This is a genomic window from Acidipropionibacterium thoenii DSM 20276 (assembly GCF_000423445.1).
Lineage (GTDB): Bacteria > Actinomycetota > Actinomycetes > Propionibacteriales > Propionibacteriaceae > Acidipropionibacterium > Acidipropionibacterium thoenii.
Genome location: NZ_AUHZ01000020.1, coordinates 1 through 16,013 on the forward strand (window position 1 = coordinate 1; position 16,013 = coordinate 16,013).

Genomic DNA, 16,013 nt, shown 5'->3' on the forward strand with positions numbered 1-16,013 from the left:
GCGAAAAAAGCCGAGGCTGAACGCAGGATCGAGTTCGCCCTGCGCAGCTCACGCACTTCCTTCTCCAGCTCGACCAGGCGCTGGGACTCGCTGGTCGTGGTCCCGGGACGGTGCCCCTCGTCGACCTCGGCCTGCACGACCCAGTTCCTCAGAGTCTCGGGATTGATCCCGAGCTGCTCGCCCACACGGCGAAACGTGCCCGACCTCGTCGATGGATCGCGCCGTGACTGAACTGCCATCCTCGTGGCTCTCTCCCGAAGCTCGTCGGGGTACTTCCTCGGTGCTGCCATGCTCCTCATCCTCCCGTGGATTCAGAGCCTCCACCAGACCCGGGGCGATTCAGTCTGCCTGGGATGTCCATTCACATCCAATCACTGCAGAAAAGTTTGTCGCGTCTCGAAACGGCATGGCTGGATGCATACTCCCGTGGACCGGGGGAGTGTCTGCCCGGGCATGCTATGCCAGGCAACCTAAAGACCATTCATTAGGTACGTAGAAATCAGTGCGCAGTGTCATCAGAATGATTGTCTGTACGCGCGCGTCAGCTGGTCGTCAGTGCGTGTTGCAGCGCTGCTGTCCAACCGCCTTGAAGTGTGTGGACGGAGCTGGTCGATGGCCAGGTGTCGAGACCGTCTGCATGCCAGCGGGGCACCACGTGCAGATGAAAGTGCGGAACCGACTGGTCCGAGCCCGGCCCACTGGCATTGAGAATGTTGACACCGCGAGCGCCAATCACCCCGGACATCGCCTGTGCGATCTCCTGAGCAAGCAGTGCCACTGCCTCCACGGACTGTGGTGAGGCGTCCTGGATGCCGACCGCATGCTCATTCGGTATCACCAGGGTGTGCCCGGGGGCCAGCTGGTCGCTTTCGAGAGGAAGCAGGGCCGAGGCTCGCTGCCGGCGGGCGATCCACACGGCCTCGCCCTCGCCCCACAGCAGGCTGCAGAAGATGCACTCATCAGAACTCATGTCTCCGGATCCTTGCACCTGCACCAGGCAGCGTGATTGCGCTGGTCTGCGGATCGCTCTGAATCACTTCAAGATGGGGTTCGCCTCGGCGACGTCCGGGAGCGTCGATACCGGCGACCTGTAAACCGTCCGGCACTCCTCGGACGGTGGACGACCGGCGACGAAGTCCACCATCACGCGCATGGCCCGAGGGCTACGACACAGTGCATTGAAAGAACCGCAACGTGATCGAATGCGGATTCTGCCGCTTAAAGAAGTGGAGCTACCTGGCGCCCCAATGGGAGGAGCACCTCCGAACACGCTTTCCTACCGCGCCTCCACATTCGTCCCAGCCTTCGTCCTATGCATGGATGATCTCCCCATTGCGGGGCAGCTCACCGTTGAAGCTCAGGCGCACTGCGGTGGCCTCCTCGACGGTGACCCCATCGATGGCCTGGACGTGAAGGTGCGGTTCGGTGCTGTTGCCCGAGTTCCCACAGCACGCAATGAGATCACCGGCGACAACGTGCTGTCCGGGGCGAACCACGATGCTGGCCTGTTGCAGATGACACAGCGCGACGACGGCATCGCCGCAGTCCACGAAGACATGGTTGCCCGCCAGCGCCTCCCAGCCTGCGGCTGCCCTACGACGTTGGGACAGCGCGTAGCCGATCGAGGGGAAACCTCGGTAGGCCGGGTGGTCGGACTGGTCGTCGTGGGTTACCACGACGACGCCTTCGGCCGGTGCCAGAACGGGGCGGGCAAAACCGGGGAAGTGCTCGGCGGGCTCCGGGTGCACGAGGGAGCCCAGTCCGAACCTGGCGGTGCGCCCTGTCGCGCCGACAGGCACGAAGTCGATCGCGTAGGACGATGCGAAGGCCGTCGTGCCGTGACTGGGGGCGCGGTTCGCGGGGCTGTTCTGGACGAGCCAACGACCGGTGAAGGGATACGCCAGATCGACAGTCCTCGACATGCTCGTCCCCTCTCCGCTCGAGACCACCATCATCTCGGCGACGGGGTCGGAATCGTTCGAGGCAGCTGCCTGGCCGGCGGCACACATTTGACGCCCGGCTTGGCAAGCGGAGTGATTGTCGCCCACCAGTGAGCCATGGAACTCGTCAGCAATATTTGCGTGTGCATATATACGCGAGAACGTATCATTGCTCCATGACGACAACTGCTGTGCTGGAAGCCCTCACTGACCCGACCCGCCGGCGCATCCTGGATGCGGTGCGCGGCGAGGAGCGCTCGGTGGGGCAGCTGGTGCAGATCGTGGGCATGAACCAGCCCGGCGTCTCCCGGCACCTGAAAGTGCTGCGCGATGCGGGGCTCGTCGAGGCCCGCCGGGACGCCAACCGGCGGCTCTACCATCTGCAGGCCGAACCGCTGCGCGAACTGGATGCGTGGCTGGAGCCGTACCGGGCCGAGTGGTCGAACCGTCTCGATGCACTGGAGCGTCATCTCGAGAGAACCGCGACGCCCGTCGCGCGACACACCCCGACGACAGGATCGACATCATGAGCACACAGCTGAACCCGACCAGATTCGGCACCATCGAACGCACCCCGGAGGGCGGGGTGATCCGGTACGACCGGAAGCTCGGCTTCCCCATCGACGACGTCTGGTCGGCGATCACCGACCCCGCACGACTGGCCGAGTGGTGGCCGCCGCTCGCCGCCGACGTCACAGTCGATCTGCGGGTCGGCGGATCGATCTCCTTCCCTTGGCCAGAGGGCGAGGGGATGCAGACACTGGCCTTCACCATCCTTCGCGTGGAGCCCCCGACTCTGCTGGAGCACAGTCACACCAGCCCTGGCTCGTGGATGCGGTACGAGCTCGAGGCCCTCCCCGATGGGGCGGGCACCAGGCTCCTGGTGACCTACTTCGTGCCGGATCCCGATCTCGCCATCGAACGCGGCGACATCATCGGAGCCCACTACGGCCTGGACCGCCTCGAGGCCGCCCTCGACGGGAAGCCGGTCCCGGTCGACATGGAGGTCTTCGCCCAGCTGCAGGACGCCTACGCGAAACGAGGTCTCACCACACTCCAGGCCTAGGAGCTGATGCGCCCACACGGCGAACCACCATCAGAAGGCAGCTAGCGATTCGTGCCGAACTGCTGGGTGCCGAGTGCAGCGAGCAGATCCAGCTTGTCGGCGTCCTGGCTTCGTGGCGGTGCGGTGAGGATGAGCAGCACTTGGGACTCATCCTCGGTGAACAGGGCCTGGCAGTCCACCTCGATCTCGCCGATCTCCGGATGGATGAGAACCTTGTGATCCTCGAACCGCCGACTCACCTCCTGCGCCTCCCACAGGCTCGCGAACTCGGCACTCACCCGGATCAACTCCCTGACCAGCGCCCCGGCTCGGGAGTCCTTGCCCATCATCCCCAGGGCTGCGCGCAGCGAGGCGACCTGCGCGCGGCTCTGACGGCTGCGATCGCGCTCCGGATACCGCCAGCGTTCCTGCTCAGGATGCGCGAACCAGCGGTAGATGCTGCTGCGCTCCATTCCGGACAGCCCACTGACGTCGCCGAACAATGCCTTCGCGGGCTCGTTCTGCACAAGCGTCTCCCCGATAGCCGAGATGATCAGTGCCGGGGTGTCGGTGAGCCGGTCCAACACCCGCAACAGGGCAGGAGCGATGTAGTCGCTGCCGACGGCGCGGTCGGGGGCACTGTGGCCGGCGATCCGGTACAGGTAGTCGCGCTCCTCGGTGCTCAATCGCAGCGCCCGGGCCAGCGATGCGAGCATCTGGACACTGGGCTGTGGGCCGCGGCGCTGTTCGAGCCGCGTGTAGTAGTCGGTCGACATCGCGGCCAGCTGTGCGACCTCCTCACGGCGAAGCCCCCGCGTCCGGCGGCGCGATCCCTCACCCAGGCCGACGTCTGCGGGTTGCAGGCTGTCACGGTGACGCCGGAGGAAGCCGGCCAGTGAGTCACGATCCATGCCTCGATTATCGGCGCATGGCCGCACCGCATACAGGGATCGGCGATCCCCCGATAAGTGGTCTCTGGAAGGGCCCAGAAGCTCGCCCGATACTTCAGTCGTGAACATCACTGGAAACACCATCTTCATCCCCGGGGCCACCAGCGGAATCGGTCTGGCCCTTGCCCTGAGGCTGCAGGCCAGGGGCAACATCATCATCGTCGGCGGCCGTCGGACCGAGCGGCTGGAGAGAATCGCCGCTGATCATCCCGGTATCGACACCGTGCGGATTGACACCACGGAGCCTGAGAGCATCAACCATGCTGCCGAACAGGTCATCGCTGCACACCCCGATCTGAACGTCCTGGTCGCGATGGCCGGGATCATGGGTGTCGAGGACTGGACGACGCCGGCCGGATTCCTCTCGCACGCCGAGGCCACCGTCACGACCAACCTGCTGGGCCCGATCCGCCTCATCGCCGCCTTCATCGACCATCTGCGTGCCCAGCCGGACGCGACCATACTGACCGTCTCCTCCGGCCTTGCGTTTGCACCGCTCGCCGCCACGCCCAGCTACAACGCCACCAAGGCCGGGATCCACATGCTGAGCGAGTCCCTGCGTCTGCAGCTGGCCGACACCACCGTCAAGGTCCTGGAGCTCGAGCCTCCGTCAGTCGCCACGGATCTGATGCCCGGCCAGAAGGACAGCGCTGTCGCCATGCCGCTCGACGACTTCGTCAACGAGGTCGTCACCCTCATCGAGACCCAGCCCGAGGCGACGGAGATCCAGGTCGAGAACGTCAAGTTCCTGCGCTACGGGGAGGCCCGGGGCGACTATGACGATGTCGTCGCCACCCTCAACCATCTGGACCCGCACGGCAAGTGAGCTGCGCTGAGGGCCTCAGCTGCGTCGCAGCGCGATGAGGTTGTCGGCGACCGTGGCGGTCTGCTGGTCGGGGCCGGTGGCGAGGCGTTCAGCCCTCTCGCATCGCTCAGTGTTCCAGTGCCCGCTCGGCGTGACCGCCTCCCGTGTCTCATCGGGGCTTGGGAACCGGGGCTCGTCATCGTTGAGGCGCCACGACCACGGCGCGATGGAGGCGTGGTCGATGACGATGAGCCGGCCACCGGTGGCGATCCGCTCGGCGACCCGACGGATCGCGTCGTCCCGGTCGAAGGCGACGGGGCTGTGGAGGTAGCAGGCGTACACCAGATCGAACGGCCCCTCGGGCGGCGGGTCGGCCAGGTCGTGCTGCTCGGCTCGGATCCGGTCGCTGAGGTCCCGCTCGTCGGCTGCAGCGTTGACAGCCGCCACGGCGGTGGCCGCGACATCCAGGGCGGTGACCTGCCACCCTGTGGAGGCCAGCCAGAGCGCATCCCCGCCGCGTCCGCAGCCGAGGTCGCAGGCTCGGCCCGGCGTCGGGGCGAGCTCATGGATGAGCTCCACGAGCCTGACGTTCGGGCAAGGAGCGGTGGGCGGCGGTGGCACCGACTGATAGAGCGACTCCCAGAACTCGGAGCTGGACGCCGTGGGGTCGAGCTTGAGGTCCGGGCCGGGGGTGCTCATGGCGCGCTCCTGGGTTGAAGAGATGTCGAACGTGAAGCCAATGATAATGGTTCTCAGGAGTGGACCCTCGGGCCGCGGCAGATCCGGGGGGAGTGGGTCCAGATAGATGCAAGTATCGAAATATCTGCATATGACAGTAATACTGGACACATGCACAGCGAGCAGCACGAGATCGATGAGGCGGTGCGCCTGTTCCGCGCGCTCGGGAACGCTTCTCGTATCAGCCTGCTCCTGGAGCTGATGGAGCAACCTCATTCGGTCTCCGACCTGGCGGAGCGGGTCGGACTGACCCAGCCATTGACATCGCAGCACCTGCGCGTCATGGCGGATCGGGGACTGGTCGCATCGACCCGCGAGGGCCGGACGGTGATCTACCGACTGGCGGATCGCCACGTGGTCCATGTCCTCAACGACGCGCTGATCCACGTGAATGAGCCTGCTCCTGGCATCACCACAGATACTTCACACCAAGAAGGTATTGATCATGGAAACCATTGAAACCCACGCCGAGCACACTGTCGCCGAGCACACCCACGGCCCGAACTGCGGCCACCAGGCGGTCAAGCACGGGGATCACACCGACTACCTGCACAACGGCCACCTGCACGCGCTGCACGGTGACCACTACGACGAGCACGGGTCGGTCCCCGAGCACAAGGCCGAGCACACCCTGGCTGAGCACACCCACGGCCCGAACTGCGGCCACAAGGCGATTCAGCACGGGGATCACGTGGACTACCTGCATGATGGCCACCTGCACGCCCTGCACGGCGATCACTACGACGAGCACTGAGGTCCCGACTCCTCAGGTGGCCGTTCTCCCGATGTAGCAGAGCGGTCCCGTAACCAGTCGACCGGTACCCCTCACCCTCCGGGGCGAGGGGTACCGCCGTGTCAGCGGCGTCCTGCCCTGGGCCATGGAAATGCTCGGATCTCTGCCGGACTGATCCTGTGCCATGACATCCTGACCGCCAGTCAAGGAGGTCCAGGTGCGATGGAGTTCAACACGGAGGCGATCGCCGAGGCGGCCTCATCGCGTGAGTCTTCTCGACGGCAGTCCCATCGACCGCCTGAGGGTGAAGACGCGATTCGGTTCTGTTGCCTGCCAGCGACTTCCACTTGGCCGCTACCCGGCGACGTCGCCTGAGTGCGTAGATGATCGGGGGAGGGAATGGGCAATGCCCGATGGTCGACTTCGTCGTCGTGGGTGGCCATTGCGACACCGTCGACCTTTTCGAGAATCGGATGCCCGAAGCCCGGGAATCCTGCTAGGGATGCGAGACGCACGAGCGACGCGAGCCTGAGAAGAGAGGTGTGCTCCGCGTCATCGACCGGAACGAAGTCGATCTCGTAGGCCGATGTGAAGAGTGTTGTTGCCTGGCTGGGAACGCGGGTGGCAGGGCTGTTCTCGACGAGCCAGCGACCGCGGAGGGGAAACCCCGAGGCCGATGCTGTTCGATTTGATCCCCCACTCCACCTGCGGCCTGGGGTAGTGTTCCGCTATGAAAACTGTCGAGAGAGTTGAACAGCAGATCGCAGTCTTCGGTGAGAGCGGGAGCGGGAAGACAGTTCTGCTGTCGTCTTTCTATGGTGCAATGCAGGAGCCCTCCTTCTTGAAGGAGAGCCTGTTCAATGTTGTGGCAGACGATACTGGTCAGGGCGTCCGTTTGCACAAGATCTATCTCGGTATGAGAAATTCAGACAAGCTCCCCATGGGTGATCGGTTTCGAGCCACGTCCTACTCTTTCACGGTCAAAATGAAGGACTTTCCGCAGGGTGCCTCCAAGAAATCGCAGCCGTTTGATGCGGTGCATCTTGTGTGGAACGACTATCCGGGTGAGTGGTTCGATGGAGATGTCAGCGCGCAAGTGGCCGAGCGAAGAGTGGATACTTTTCGATCGCTTCTCGGTGCCGATGTGGCGTTTCTCCTGATCGATGGCCAGAGAATTCTTGACAATCAGGGTGAGGAGGAGCGATATCTCAAGTCCGTCCTCGGAAACTTCAGGAATGGCTTGCTGTCACTGCGCGATGACATTCTTGAGAACGGTGAGCGGCTCGTCAGCTTTCCGCGGATTTGGATCTTGGCACTCTCCAAGTCGGATCTCCTCCCAGATATGGACGTCTATCAGTTCAGAGATCTCATGATAGAAAGGGCCGCAGATGAGATCGATGCGCTCAAGGAGGTGATAGCCGGCTTTGTCGAGGCCAGTGAGGCTCTATCGATTGGCGAGGACTTCATGTTGCTTTCTTCTGCGGAGTTCGAGCCGGGGAAGATCGAGGTGACGAAGAGGGTCGGCGTGGAGCTGATACTCTCCCTCGCCGCCATGCTGCCCTTTGAGCGCCACGTGAGGTGGATCCGAGAGCACGCCCTTCCTGGGAAGGTCGTGGCGAGACTCCTTGAGGGGGCACCCTCGGTTGCCGCGGCTATTTCGGGTAAGCGCGCTGTGGAGAGGCTCAAGCTGCCCGCGAAGTTTGGAGAGATCGGAAAAGTCTTGAAGTTGGCAGCTATTCTATATCCCGTTGCGATGGTCGCGGGCGACCGGCTCCGCAAGTTTAACGAGAAGGCACGATCACAATGTGACAGTCTGGGTGCTGTTCTCACTGGGTTCAAGATGGACATCGAGAATGGTGAGCGGGAGAACGTGTTCATCAAGAGTCCTCGATGAGAGTTATTTGGGCGACTCGCGGGCTGGTCTGGGGTTTCCAGTTCCTCCGAACTGGGGGATTCTCTGATCCGCTTCCAGTGTATGAGCGGGCATTCTCTGGAATCGAGGACGAACTGCCGGTCTTCCGTCGGAGCCCTGAAGGTGTGGCTTTTCGGTTTCCTGATCCGCTCGGGAGGTCGGACAGGTCGGGCAGAGTCATACCTCATGAGTTTGTTGTCCTTGGCCCCTCTTCAGCGGAGCTGTCGTCGGTTGAGGACGGGCTGCGACTCGTGTGGCCAGAAGTAGCTGATGAGTACGCCAGAGTGTGGGATCAACCCAAGGCTCCTCCCATGGGGGCTTGAGCGTTCGCAATGGACCTGAATGGCGTCGATTTGGTGAACGAGAGGTGAGATGAGCACCGGTTCCACCGACCTGGCCGAGATGCTGCGCTCACTTGAGGCCGTCGCGAGGCCTGGCGAGTACGTCTTCGCCACGGTCTCCACCGACGACCCGATCCGTGAGCTCGCCGGCGCGACGATCTGCGAGAATGAGGGCCTCACCGTCGTCCTGCCACGTGCCGAGGCCGACGCTCACGGCGTCTCCTATGACTTCGTGGCCAGCTGGATCACGCTGACCGTCCACTCCTCGTTGGAGGCGATGGGCCTCACTGCCGCGGTCTCCAAGGCTCTCGCCGATGAGGGCATCGCCTGCAATGTGCTGGCGGGGTTTCATCACGACCACCTGCTGGTTCCGACATCGGCAGCATCCCGGGCTCTGGAAGTGCTCGGATCGCTGCCGGACTGATCCTGTCCCATGACATCCTGACCGCCAGTCAAGGAGGTCCAGGTGCGATGGAGATCAATACGGAGGCGATCGCCGAGGCGGCCTCGGCGGCGTCCTTCTCGGGAGTGGTGAGCGTCGACGTCGGCGACGTGCCCATCTTCCAGCACTGCGCCGGCTTCGCCCATCGCGCCCACCAGATCCCCAACACCGCCTCGACCCGGTTCGCGATCGCCTCGGGAAGCAAGGGGTTCACCGCCTTGGCGGTGATGCAACTGGTCGATGCCGGCGTCATGCCCCTCGACCAGCCGGTGCGCACCGTCCTCGACGGGGATCTGCCGCTCGTTGATGACCGGGTCACGATCGCCCACCTGCTCCAGCACACCTCGGGAATCGGCGACTATCTCGATGAGAACTCCGACTGGCAGGTCGACGACTACGTCCTCACCGTTCCGGTGCACACCCTGATCACCGCCCAGTCCTTCCTGCCGCTGCTCGACGGTCTGGCCCAGGTCTTCACCCCTGGCACGCAGTTCGCCTACAACAACGGCGGATACGTGGTGCTCGGCATCGTCATCGAAAGACTCACCGGCCAGCCTTTCCAGGACGCCATCGAGACCCGTGTGCTGGCACCGGCGGGGCTTCTCCGACACCGGATTCCTGCGGCTGGACGAGCTGCCCTCCTCAGCGGCGCTGGGCTACCTCCACGAGACCGGCGACCGCGTCAACACCCTGCATCTGCCGGTCCGCGGCAGCGCCGATGGGGGAGCGTTCACGACGGTCGCTGACATCCACAGCTTCTGGCGGGCGCTGTTCGCCGGGCGGATCGTCGCGCCCGAGACGGTGACACTGATGACGACGCCGCTCCACCTGGACCCGCGCGAGGACCTGCACTACGGGATGGGGTTCTACCTGGATCGGACCGGTGGCACCGCGATCCTGGAGGGCTATGACGCCGGAACCTCCTTCATGACCTGGCACCTCATCGAGGCGGAGACCACGATCACCGTGGCGTCCAACACCTCAGAGGGTGCCTGGCAGGTCGCGCAGGCCGTCTCAGCGGAGCTGGACAAGCGCGCGCCTGCCTAAGATCAGTGGTCATGCGCCGCCAGATGAGTCCGCCTCCCGCCCAGACCATGGTGCGGCCGATCACCGCCGGAATCGTCGCCGGCCTCGTCGGATTCACCGGCTCCTTCGTGGTGGTGCTGGCCGGTCTGACCGGTGTGGGCGCCAGCCCGGTCCAGGCGTCCAGCGGCCTGATGACCGTCAGCATCACGATGGGGATCACCTCGATCCTGCTGGGGCTGTGGACCCGGATCCCGATCACGGTCGCCTGGTCGACGCCGGGTGCGGCCCTGCTCGCCTCCACCGGTACCGTCCAGGGCGGCTGGCCGGCCGCGGTGGGAGCATTCCTGATCTGCGGGGTGCTGGTCGTGCTGACCGGTCTCATCCCCCAGCTGGGCGACCTCATCGCCCGGATCCCGGCCTCCATCGCCCAGGCGATGCTTGCCGGAATCCTGCTCCAGCTGTGCCTGGGGCCTGTCACCGGCCTGGCGCACAACCCGCTGGGCGTGGCCCCCATCGTCATCGTGTGGCTGGTGGCCCTGCGATTCTGGCCGCGCTGGTCGGCCCCACTGGCCTTCCTCACCGCGGCCATCGTCATCGCGGTCCACGTCGCCACCTCCGGACGCGCGATCAACCCGGCATCGCTGTTGCCGCGCCTTGCCCTCACGACGCCGACCTTCACCCTCACCGCCATGATCGGCATCGCGCTGCCGTTGTACCTGGTGACGATGGCCTCCCAGAACGTCGCCGGAGCGGCAGTGATGAAGGGGCTGGACTACGACGTCCCCTGGCGGGCCTCCATGCTGGTCACCGGCGTCGGCACCATCATCGGGGCACCGTCGGGCGGCCACGCCATCAACCTGGCTGCGATCAGCGCCGCCCTGGCAGCCGGTCCCGAGGCCGGTCCCGACCGGTCCAGGCGCTGGATCGCCAGCGTCACCTGGGGAGTCGTCGCGATCGTGCTGGGCGTCTCCTCGGCGGCCTTCACCACCCTGGTGGCGCTGGCACCGGTCGGCGTCATCGCCGCGGTCGCCGGGTTGGCCCTGCTCAGCACCCTGGCCGGCTCCCTCAAGGTGGCGCTGGCGCAACCCGAGGACCTCATCCCGGCGATCATCACCTTCGTCACCGCCGCATCGGGGATCGCGATCCACGGGGTCAGCGCCGCATTCTGGGCGCTCCTCGCCGGCCTGCTGGTCCGCTTCATCCTCCAGATGGGCAGACGCCGTCCGGCGCTGTAGCTGATCCGCGTCGGCACGGGTGGTGGTGACCGGCAGGTGACTCGGGGAGTTGGCACACTTCGACCATGAGAAGCATTCGCATCAGCCAGGTGATCGCCGCTGCGCCCCAGGCGGTCTACGACTTCGTCGCCGATCCTGACAACCTGCCCAGCTGGGCGGCGGGGTTGGCCCGGAGCGAGGTGACCCGCGACGGCGACTCTCTGGTGGTGGCCTCCCCGATGGGCGAGGTGCGGGTGACCTTCGTCTCGCACAATGACCTCGGCGTCCTTGACCACCGGGTCCAGCTGCCCTCCGGCGAGGTCGTCGACAACCCGGTGAGAGTCATCGATCACCCCGAGGGTGCCGAGATCATCTTCACCATCAGACAACTCGGCCTCAGCGACGAGGAGTTCACTCGCGACGCCGCAGCGGTCAGCGCCGATCTCGACACCCTGAAGTCGATCCTCGAGGGCTCCTCGTAGCAGGAGATCGAGGTCCCGGACCAGATGACCACGCCGCTACACTCGTCCCCGACCTCACCCGGGGCCGGAGGGCACAAAGGCAGCAGAAATGATCCGTGAACCCATCACCTCGACGTCGAACCAGACCGCCAAGAATGCTCGGAGAGCGTTCCAGTCCACCGGGAATCGTGGCTCGATCGTCGGGTGCGAGGGAATCCAGGTCGTCAGCCAGCTGCTGGCCTCCTCCTACCGCGACACAGCGACCGTGCTCTACGACGAGGAGGCGCTCAGCAGCCACCCGGTGATGGCCGACCTGCAGCGCTTCGAGGCCGGTGGTGGAGTCATCGTCCCCGCCACCTCCCAGGTGCTCAACCACATCACCGGCAAGGACGGCCGAACCGAGATCCTGGCCCTCTTCGAGCGCCCCGAGGAGCCCGCTCTGACGCCTGTGGACCTGGCACCCGGAGACCGGCACAGCCAGTCGGTGGCCCTGGTCAACCCGTCCAGCCCCGGAAATCTCGGCAGCATCATGCGCACCCTGGTGGCCACCGGATGCCGCAACCTTGTCCTGGTCTGCGGCGGCGTCAGCCCGTGGAATGCGCAGACCATCAAGGCCAGCATGGGTGCCTGTTTCGTCCTCGACATCCGCACCACCGGATCGATCGAGGAGCTCCAGGAGATCACCTCGAGATCCGGCGTCCCGCTGATCGCCGCCAGTGGCCATCACGCCATCCCCGGACCACCGCCGCACCCCGAACATGTCGTGTGGCTCTTCGGACCGGAGGGCCGCGGACTCACCGAGGCCCAGGTGGAGCTCGCCGATCAGGTGGCGGCCCTGCCGATGTCGGACAAGGTCGACTCGCTGAACCTCAGCGTGGCAGTCGGCGTCTTCACCTACTGCTGGCTCCTCGGCGAGTCCTCGTAGGCGGCGACGACCAGCTCGCGCAGCATGGTCTCGTTGACGTCGGTGACCGACTCGATGAACTCACGCGGATCTGCCGGGGTGGGCTGGGTCTTGTTGGGGGTCATCACGTCTGTCACCGGGTGCTCTCAGATCAGCGGCTGACGCAGCCCGGCCAGCAGCTGACCGTTCCAGATCTCCGCCTCGATCTCACCGGGGCGCACCGCGTGGACCTCGCCACCGTTGGCCAGCACCAGCAGCGCGATCGCTGCCAGCAGGTTCTCGCCCTCGGGATCCAGGCGGATGGCTCCGGTCGTCTCGTCGAGGACTCCCCGGACATCGGCGGTCATGTCGTAGTACAGGGTTCCGACCGCGGCCTGTGCCGCGGCACGAGCCACCTGGGCGATGTCGGTGGCCGCCAGGCCGGCGGCGACACCGTCTCCGATCTGGTTGGCGATCCTGCTCAGCCGACGGGTGGTGATCCCACCGATCCGCTCACGGATCGCGGCGTCGATCTGATCGGGGCGCAGCTCGTCGGCAGCACCGGGCACCGTGACGACCTCGCCCGGCAGGCCCTGGCCCACCACCATCGAGGCGAGCGGCTCGCTGGCGAAGACGAACAGCGGAACCTGGTGGGTCTTGTCGACCCGTGCCAGCTCCTCGCGCACCGCTCGCGCCACCACCTGCGAGTAACGCTCCAGCAGCACCTTCTGGCCCTCGTCGCCGCCAAGACGCCGGAGCAGCTGGCGGCCGCGGATGCTCGTCCGATTGGTCGCGTCGGCGACGTCCTCCGCATGCTCGCCCGCCAGTGGGAACTCTGTGGCACGGGACGACTCGGTGGCCTTCCACAGGTTCCATCCGCTGCTGGAGAGGGTCAACGCATAGGCCCGCTGGGGAGTGGTGACGGCGCGGACGAGGGGCCCGAGATCGAATCGGCCGCCGAACTTGGTCTTCGAGCCCAGAGCATTCGGCAGCACGTACTCATGGGAGAAGCCGGGGGCGAGGAAGATCACCAGCGAGTTGGCCAGGTTGCCCCACAGCTTGGAATCGGCGGCGATCTGGTTCCACTGCTCGCGCAGGGACTCCTGGTCGGCGCGGCTCCGCTCGGCGGACCGCAGCGAGCGGATCGCCTCGTCCACGGCGTTCTTGGCGGTGGTGACGGCGAGGCTGCGCCCCTCCGGGGTCGGCTCGGTGGCCAGATAGATCGACAGGGCGTCGGCACGAGGGGCCCCCAACTCGAGCAGGTCGGAGCTGGTCGGAAGAGTGTAATGAATCACGATGTACCTTTCGGCTGATCGGAGGTGAACATCTGCCGTGAACGTCTCGGGCAGGGCCGCCGACATGGCAGCGCAGCCAAGCAGCATGTTCTTGTGGACGCTAGCACGCCGGGCTGTCTCCCAAAGGCCTCTCCTCACCGTCCCGGCGACAGGTCCAGACGCCGCAGCAGCTGGGCGTTGAGGGCCACCACCACCGTCGACAGGGACATCAGGATCGCCCCGACCGACATCGGCAGCACGAATCCGACACCGGCCAGCACCCCTGCCGCCAGCGGCACCGAGATGAGGTTGTAGCCGCCTGCCCACCACAGGTTCTGGGTCATCTTGCGGTAGGTCGCCCGGGAGAGCTCGATCACCGACAGCACCGCACGCGGGTCAGAACTGGCCAGGATCACCCCGGCCGAGGCGATCGCGACGTCGGTGCCGGCCCCGATCGCTATGCCCACGTCGGCCTGCGCCAGGGCCGGGGCATCGTTGACGCCGTCGCCGACCATCGCCACCTTCCTCCCCTCGGACTGCAGATCGGCGATCCGGGCCGCCTTGTCCTCGGGACGCACCCCGGCGAGGACCCGGTCGATCCCCAGCTGGCGGGCCACCGAGTCCGCGACCGCCTGGGCGTCTCCGGTGATCATCACCACCTGGACGCCTCGCTCGTGCAACCCTGCGACGGCCTCGGTGGACTCGGGGCGGACCTCATCGGCCAGCTTGAGCCCTCCGATCACGGTGCCCTCGGCGACAACGTGGAGGATGATCGCGCCCTCGGATCGCCAGGCGTCGGCCTGGCTCACCTCGGATCCGCCGACCTCCTCGAGCAGATGCGGACCACCGACCTGGATCCTGCGGCCCTCCACCGTGGCGGTGACGCCGACTGCGGGGGAGGAGGAGAAGTCGCTCGACCTGGGCACCTCGAGGTCCCTGTCGCGAGCGGCAGCGACGATCGCCCTGGCCAGCGGGTGCTCCGAGTCGGTCTCGGCCGCGGCAGCCAGCGACAGGAGGTGATCGGCGTCCTGGCCCTGGACCGCAGCGATATCGGTGACCCACGGCGTCCCGGTGGTGAGCGTGCCGGTCTTGTCGAAGACGACGACGTCGACGGTGCGCATCGCCTCCAGAGCCAACCGGTCCTTGACCAGGACGCCGGCCCTGGCGGCCCGCTCGGTGGCGATCGAGACCACCAGCGGGATCGCCAGGCCCAGGGCGTGCGGGCAGGCGATCACCAGGACGGTGACGGTGCGGATGACGGCCTGATCTGGCAGCCCGATGATCGTCCACACGATGGCGGTGATGACCGCAGCACCCAGCGCGAACCAGAACAACCAGGCCGCTGCCCGGTCGGCGATCCGCTGGCTGCGCGAGGAGGAGTTCTGGGCCTCGGTGACCATCTTCTGGATACCGGCGAGAGCCGTGTCGTCCCCGGTGGCGGTGATCTGGACCCGCAGGCCGGAGTCGGTGGCGACCGTGCCGGCGACGACCTGGTCGCCGACTGCGCGGGTGACCGGGCGGGACTCGCCGGTGACCATCGACTCGTCCATCGAGGCGCTGCCATCGGTGATGGTCCCGTCCGCCGGCACCGCGCCTCCGGGGCGCACGACCACGACGTCGCCGACGGCCAGATCGGCGGGGGAGACGGTGACCACCCGGTCGCCGTCGACCTTCTCGGCCTGGTCGGGCAGCAGTGCCGCCAGGGAGTCCAGGGCGGAGGAGGTCATGGCCAGCGAGCGCATCTCGACCCAGTGGCCCAGCAGCATGATGACGATCAGCAGCGCCAGCTCCCACCAGAAGTCGAGCTGATGGTCCAGGACTCCCAGGGCCGCACCCCAGGAGGACACGAAGGCCACCGTGATCGCCAGCCCGATGAGCAGCATCATGCCCGGCCGGCGGGAGCGGATCTCGCTGATGGCGCCGGTCAGGAAGGGTCGGCCGCCCCAGGCGTACATCACGGTGCCGAGCACCGGGGCTGTCCAGACCGCCCAGCCGGGGACGGAGTAGCCTATGAGCATGGCGAACATCGTGGAGGAGGCGACCACCGGGACTCCGAGGATCAGGTTGATCCAGAACAGCCGTCGGAAGGCGGCGACGTGGTCCATGTGACCGGAGTGGTCCATGTGCTCCATGTGACCCGCGTGGTCCATGTGCTCCATCTGGGCGGTGTCGCCGTGCTCCATCCGGTGGTGTGCGTGCGGGTCGGTCATGATCCTCTCCTCTGCTCGGCACGGCCCACGCTAATACCC

Annotated in this window: 20 protein-coding genes; 12 read left to right on the forward strand and 8 right to left on the reverse strand. The window is 66.0% G+C overall.

What is annotated here, in order from left to right:
• The 3 genes from G554_RS17635 to G554_RS0107745 form a co-directional block, all read right to left on the reverse strand.
• Nucleotides 1-299 (reverse strand): transposase (locus G554_RS17635; RefSeq protein WP_154654219.1); only part of this gene is annotated, 299 nt, incomplete at its 3' end.
• Nucleotides 300-541: 242 nt separating this feature from the next.
• Nucleotides 542-970 (reverse strand): HIT family protein, encoded by a 429-nt coding sequence (locus G554_RS0107740; protein WP_036925079.1) that lies wholly within the window; start codon nucleotides 968-970, stop codon nucleotides 542-544.
• Between the two features lie 340 nt (nucleotides 971-1,310).
• The gene (locus G554_RS0107745; RefSeq protein ID WP_027587460.1) at nucleotides 1,311-1,922 is read right to left on the reverse strand and encodes a M23 family metallopeptidase; all 612 of its coding nucleotides are present in this window, start codon (nucleotides 1,920-1,922) and stop codon (nucleotides 1,311-1,313) included.
• 194 nt (nucleotides 1,923-2,116) lie between these two features.
• Between G554_RS0107745 and G554_RS15355 the strand changes: the two genes are divergently transcribed.
• On the forward strand, nucleotides 2,117-2,470 hold the full coding sequence (locus tag G554_RS15355) for an ArsR/SmtB family transcription factor (protein ID WP_051232697.1): 354 nt from the start codon (nucleotides 2,117-2,119) through the stop codon (nucleotides 2,468-2,470).
• On the forward strand, nucleotides 2,467-3,006 hold the full coding sequence (locus tag G554_RS0107755) for an SRPBCC family protein (protein WP_027587461.1): 540 nt from the start codon (nucleotides 2,467-2,469) through the stop codon (nucleotides 3,004-3,006). The genes G554_RS15355 and G554_RS0107755 overlap by 4 nt, the downstream gene beginning before the upstream one ends.
• A 41-nt stretch (nucleotides 3,007-3,047) precedes the next feature.
• Here G554_RS0107755 and G554_RS0107760 read toward each other — a convergent pair whose 3' ends face one another.
• The gene (locus tag G554_RS0107760) at nucleotides 3,048-3,896 is read right to left on the reverse strand and encodes a helix-turn-helix transcriptional regulator (protein WP_027587462.1); all 849 of its coding nucleotides are present in this window, start codon (nucleotides 3,894-3,896) and stop codon (nucleotides 3,048-3,050) included.
• A 100-nt stretch (nucleotides 3,897-3,996) separates the two neighbouring features.
• Between G554_RS0107760 and G554_RS0107765 the strand changes: the two genes are divergently transcribed.
• The gene (locus tag G554_RS0107765; RefSeq protein ID WP_027587463.1) at nucleotides 3,997-4,761 is read left to right on the forward strand and encodes an SDR family oxidoreductase; all 765 of its coding nucleotides are present in this window, start codon (nucleotides 3,997-3,999) and stop codon (nucleotides 4,759-4,761) included.
• Between the two features lie 15 nt (nucleotides 4,762-4,776).
• On the opposite strand, the gene G554_RS0107770 is transcribed toward G554_RS0107765, so the two are convergent.
• Entirely contained in the window at nucleotides 4,777-5,439 is a 663-nt protein-coding gene (locus G554_RS0107770) for a class I SAM-dependent methyltransferase (protein ID WP_027587464.1), read from the reverse strand.
• A 150-nt stretch (nucleotides 5,440-5,589) separates the two neighbouring features.
• Here G554_RS0107770 and G554_RS15360 point away from each other — a divergent pair, with 150 nt between their 5' ends.
• The 9 genes from G554_RS15360 (at nucleotide 5,590) to G554_RS0107815 (ending at nucleotide 12,532) form a co-directional block, all read left to right on the forward strand.
• A complete protein-coding gene (locus G554_RS15360) occupies nucleotides 5,590-5,937 on the forward strand; it encodes an ArsR/SmtB family transcription factor (protein ID WP_051232699.1) in 348 nt (115 codons plus the stop codon).
• Nucleotides 5,924-6,232: a hypothetical protein gene (locus tag G554_RS0107780; protein ID WP_051232701.1), complete on the forward strand. Its 309-nt coding sequence runs from the start codon at nucleotides 5,924-5,926 to the stop codon at nucleotides 6,230-6,232. The genes G554_RS15360 and G554_RS0107780 overlap by 14 nt, the downstream gene beginning before the upstream one ends.
• A gap of 709 nt (nucleotides 6,233-6,941) precedes the next feature.
• A complete protein-coding gene (locus G554_RS0107790; RefSeq protein ID WP_027587466.1) occupies nucleotides 6,942-8,105 on the forward strand; it encodes a TRAFAC clade GTPase domain-containing protein in 1,164 nt (387 codons plus the stop codon).
• A gap of 390 nt (nucleotides 8,106-8,495) precedes the next feature.
• Nucleotides 8,496-8,888 (forward strand): ACT domain-containing protein, encoded by a 393-nt coding sequence (locus tag G554_RS0107795; protein WP_027587467.1) that lies wholly within the window; start codon nucleotides 8,496-8,498, stop codon nucleotides 8,886-8,888.
• Between the two features lie 47 nt (nucleotides 8,889-8,935).
• Nucleotides 8,936-9,652, forward strand: a complete 717-nt coding sequence (locus G554_RS15365) for a serine hydrolase domain-containing protein (protein WP_211220437.1) — start codon at nucleotides 8,936-8,938, stop codon at nucleotides 9,650-9,652.
• Between the two features lie 64 nt (nucleotides 9,653-9,716).
• Nucleotides 9,717-9,953, forward strand: coding sequence for a serine hydrolase domain-containing protein (locus G554_RS18090; RefSeq protein ID WP_211220438.1), 237 nt, complete (start codon nucleotides 9,717-9,719; stop codon nucleotides 9,951-9,953).
• 23 nt (nucleotides 9,954-9,976) lie between these two features.
• Complete coding sequence (locus G554_RS0107805; RefSeq protein WP_027587468.1) at nucleotides 9,977-11,167, forward strand: benzoate/H(+) symporter BenE family transporter; 1,191 nt, start codon at nucleotides 9,977-9,979, stop codon at nucleotides 11,165-11,167.
• A gap of 65 nt (nucleotides 11,168-11,232) precedes the next feature.
• The gene (locus G554_RS0107810; RefSeq protein ID WP_027587469.1) at nucleotides 11,233-11,628 is read left to right on the forward strand and encodes an SRPBCC family protein; all 396 of its coding nucleotides are present in this window, start codon (nucleotides 11,233-11,235) and stop codon (nucleotides 11,626-11,628) included.
• Between the two features lie 88 nt (nucleotides 11,629-11,716).
• Complete coding sequence (locus G554_RS0107815; RefSeq protein WP_027587470.1) at nucleotides 11,717-12,532, forward strand: TrmH family RNA methyltransferase; 816 nt, start codon at nucleotides 11,717-11,719, stop codon at nucleotides 12,530-12,532.
• On the opposite strand, the gene G554_RS18525 is transcribed toward G554_RS0107815, so the two are convergent.
• The 3 genes from G554_RS18525 to G554_RS0107830 form a co-directional block, all read right to left on the reverse strand.
• Nucleotides 12,502-12,636, reverse strand: a complete 135-nt coding sequence (locus G554_RS18525; RefSeq protein ID WP_281167958.1) for a hypothetical protein — start codon at nucleotides 12,634-12,636, stop codon at nucleotides 12,502-12,504. The two genes, G554_RS0107815 and G554_RS18525, sit on opposite strands and share 31 nt — an antisense overlap.
• A gap of 21 nt (nucleotides 12,637-12,657) precedes the next feature.
• Nucleotides 12,658-13,785 carry a baeRF11 domain-containing protein gene (locus G554_RS0107825; RefSeq protein WP_027587471.1) on the reverse strand — a complete coding sequence of 376 codons (1,128 nt, stop codon included), beginning with the start codon at nucleotides 13,783-13,785 and terminating at the stop codon, nucleotides 12,658-12,660.
• A 134-nt stretch (nucleotides 13,786-13,919) separates the two neighbouring features.
• Nucleotides 13,920-15,974, reverse strand: coding sequence for a heavy metal translocating P-type ATPase (locus G554_RS0107830; protein WP_027587472.1), 2,055 nt, complete (start codon nucleotides 15,972-15,974; stop codon nucleotides 13,920-13,922).
• Between the last annotated feature and the right edge of the window lie 39 nt (nucleotides 15,975-16,013).

Excerpts from the sequence above, each read along its gene's own strand:
- G554_RS0107740 (WP_036925079.1), bottom strand. The coding sequence starts at position 970 with ATGAGTTCTGATGAGTGCATCTTCTGCAGCCTGCTGTGGGGCGAGGGC.
- G554_RS0107745 (WP_027587460.1), bottom strand. The coding sequence starts at position 1,922 with ATGTCGAGGACTGTCGATCTGGCGTATCCCTTCACCGGTCGTTGGCTC.
- G554_RS15355 (WP_051232697.1), top strand. The coding sequence starts at position 2,117 with ATGACGACAACTGCTGTGCTGGAAGCCCTCACTGACCCGACCCGCCGG.
- G554_RS0107755 (WP_027587461.1), top strand. The coding sequence starts at position 2,467 with ATGAGCACACAGCTGAACCCGACCAGATTCGGCACCATCGAACGCACC.
- G554_RS0107760 (WP_027587462.1), bottom strand. The coding sequence starts at position 3,896 with ATGGATCGTGACTCACTGGCCGGCTTCCTCCGGCGTCACCGTGACAGC.
- G554_RS0107770 (WP_027587464.1), bottom strand. The coding sequence starts at position 5,439 with ATGAGCACCCCCGGCCCGGACCTCAAGCTCGACCCCACGGCGTCCAGC.
- G554_RS15360 (WP_051232699.1), top strand. The coding sequence starts at position 5,590 with ATGCACAGCGAGCAGCACGAGATCGATGAGGCGGTGCGCCTGTTCCGC.
- G554_RS0107780 (WP_051232701.1), top strand. The coding sequence starts at position 5,924 with ATGGAAACCATTGAAACCCACGCCGAGCACACTGTCGCCGAGCACACC.
- G554_RS0107790 (WP_027587466.1), top strand. The coding sequence starts at position 6,942 with ATGAAAACTGTCGAGAGAGTTGAACAGCAGATCGCAGTCTTCGGTGAG.
- G554_RS0107795 (WP_027587467.1), top strand. The coding sequence starts at position 8,496 with ATGAGCACCGGTTCCACCGACCTGGCCGAGATGCTGCGCTCACTTGAG.
- G554_RS15365 (WP_211220437.1), top strand. The coding sequence starts at position 8,936 with ATGGAGATCAATACGGAGGCGATCGCCGAGGCGGCCTCGGCGGCGTCC.
- G554_RS18090 (WP_211220438.1), top strand. The coding sequence starts at position 9,717 with ATGACGACGCCGCTCCACCTGGACCCGCGCGAGGACCTGCACTACGGG.
- G554_RS0107805 (WP_027587468.1), top strand. The coding sequence starts at position 9,977 with ATGAGTCCGCCTCCCGCCCAGACCATGGTGCGGCCGATCACCGCCGGA.
- G554_RS0107810 (WP_027587469.1), top strand. The coding sequence starts at position 11,233 with ATGAGAAGCATTCGCATCAGCCAGGTGATCGCCGCTGCGCCCCAGGCG.
- G554_RS0107815 (WP_027587470.1), top strand. The coding sequence starts at position 11,717 with ATGATCCGTGAACCCATCACCTCGACGTCGAACCAGACCGCCAAGAAT.
- G554_RS18525 (WP_281167958.1), bottom strand. The coding sequence starts at position 12,636 with ATGACCCCCAACAAGACCCAGCCCACCCCGGCAGATCCGCGTGAGTTC.
- G554_RS0107830 (WP_027587472.1), bottom strand. The coding sequence starts at position 15,974 with ATGACCGACCCGCACGCACACCACCGGATGGAGCACGGCGACACCGCC.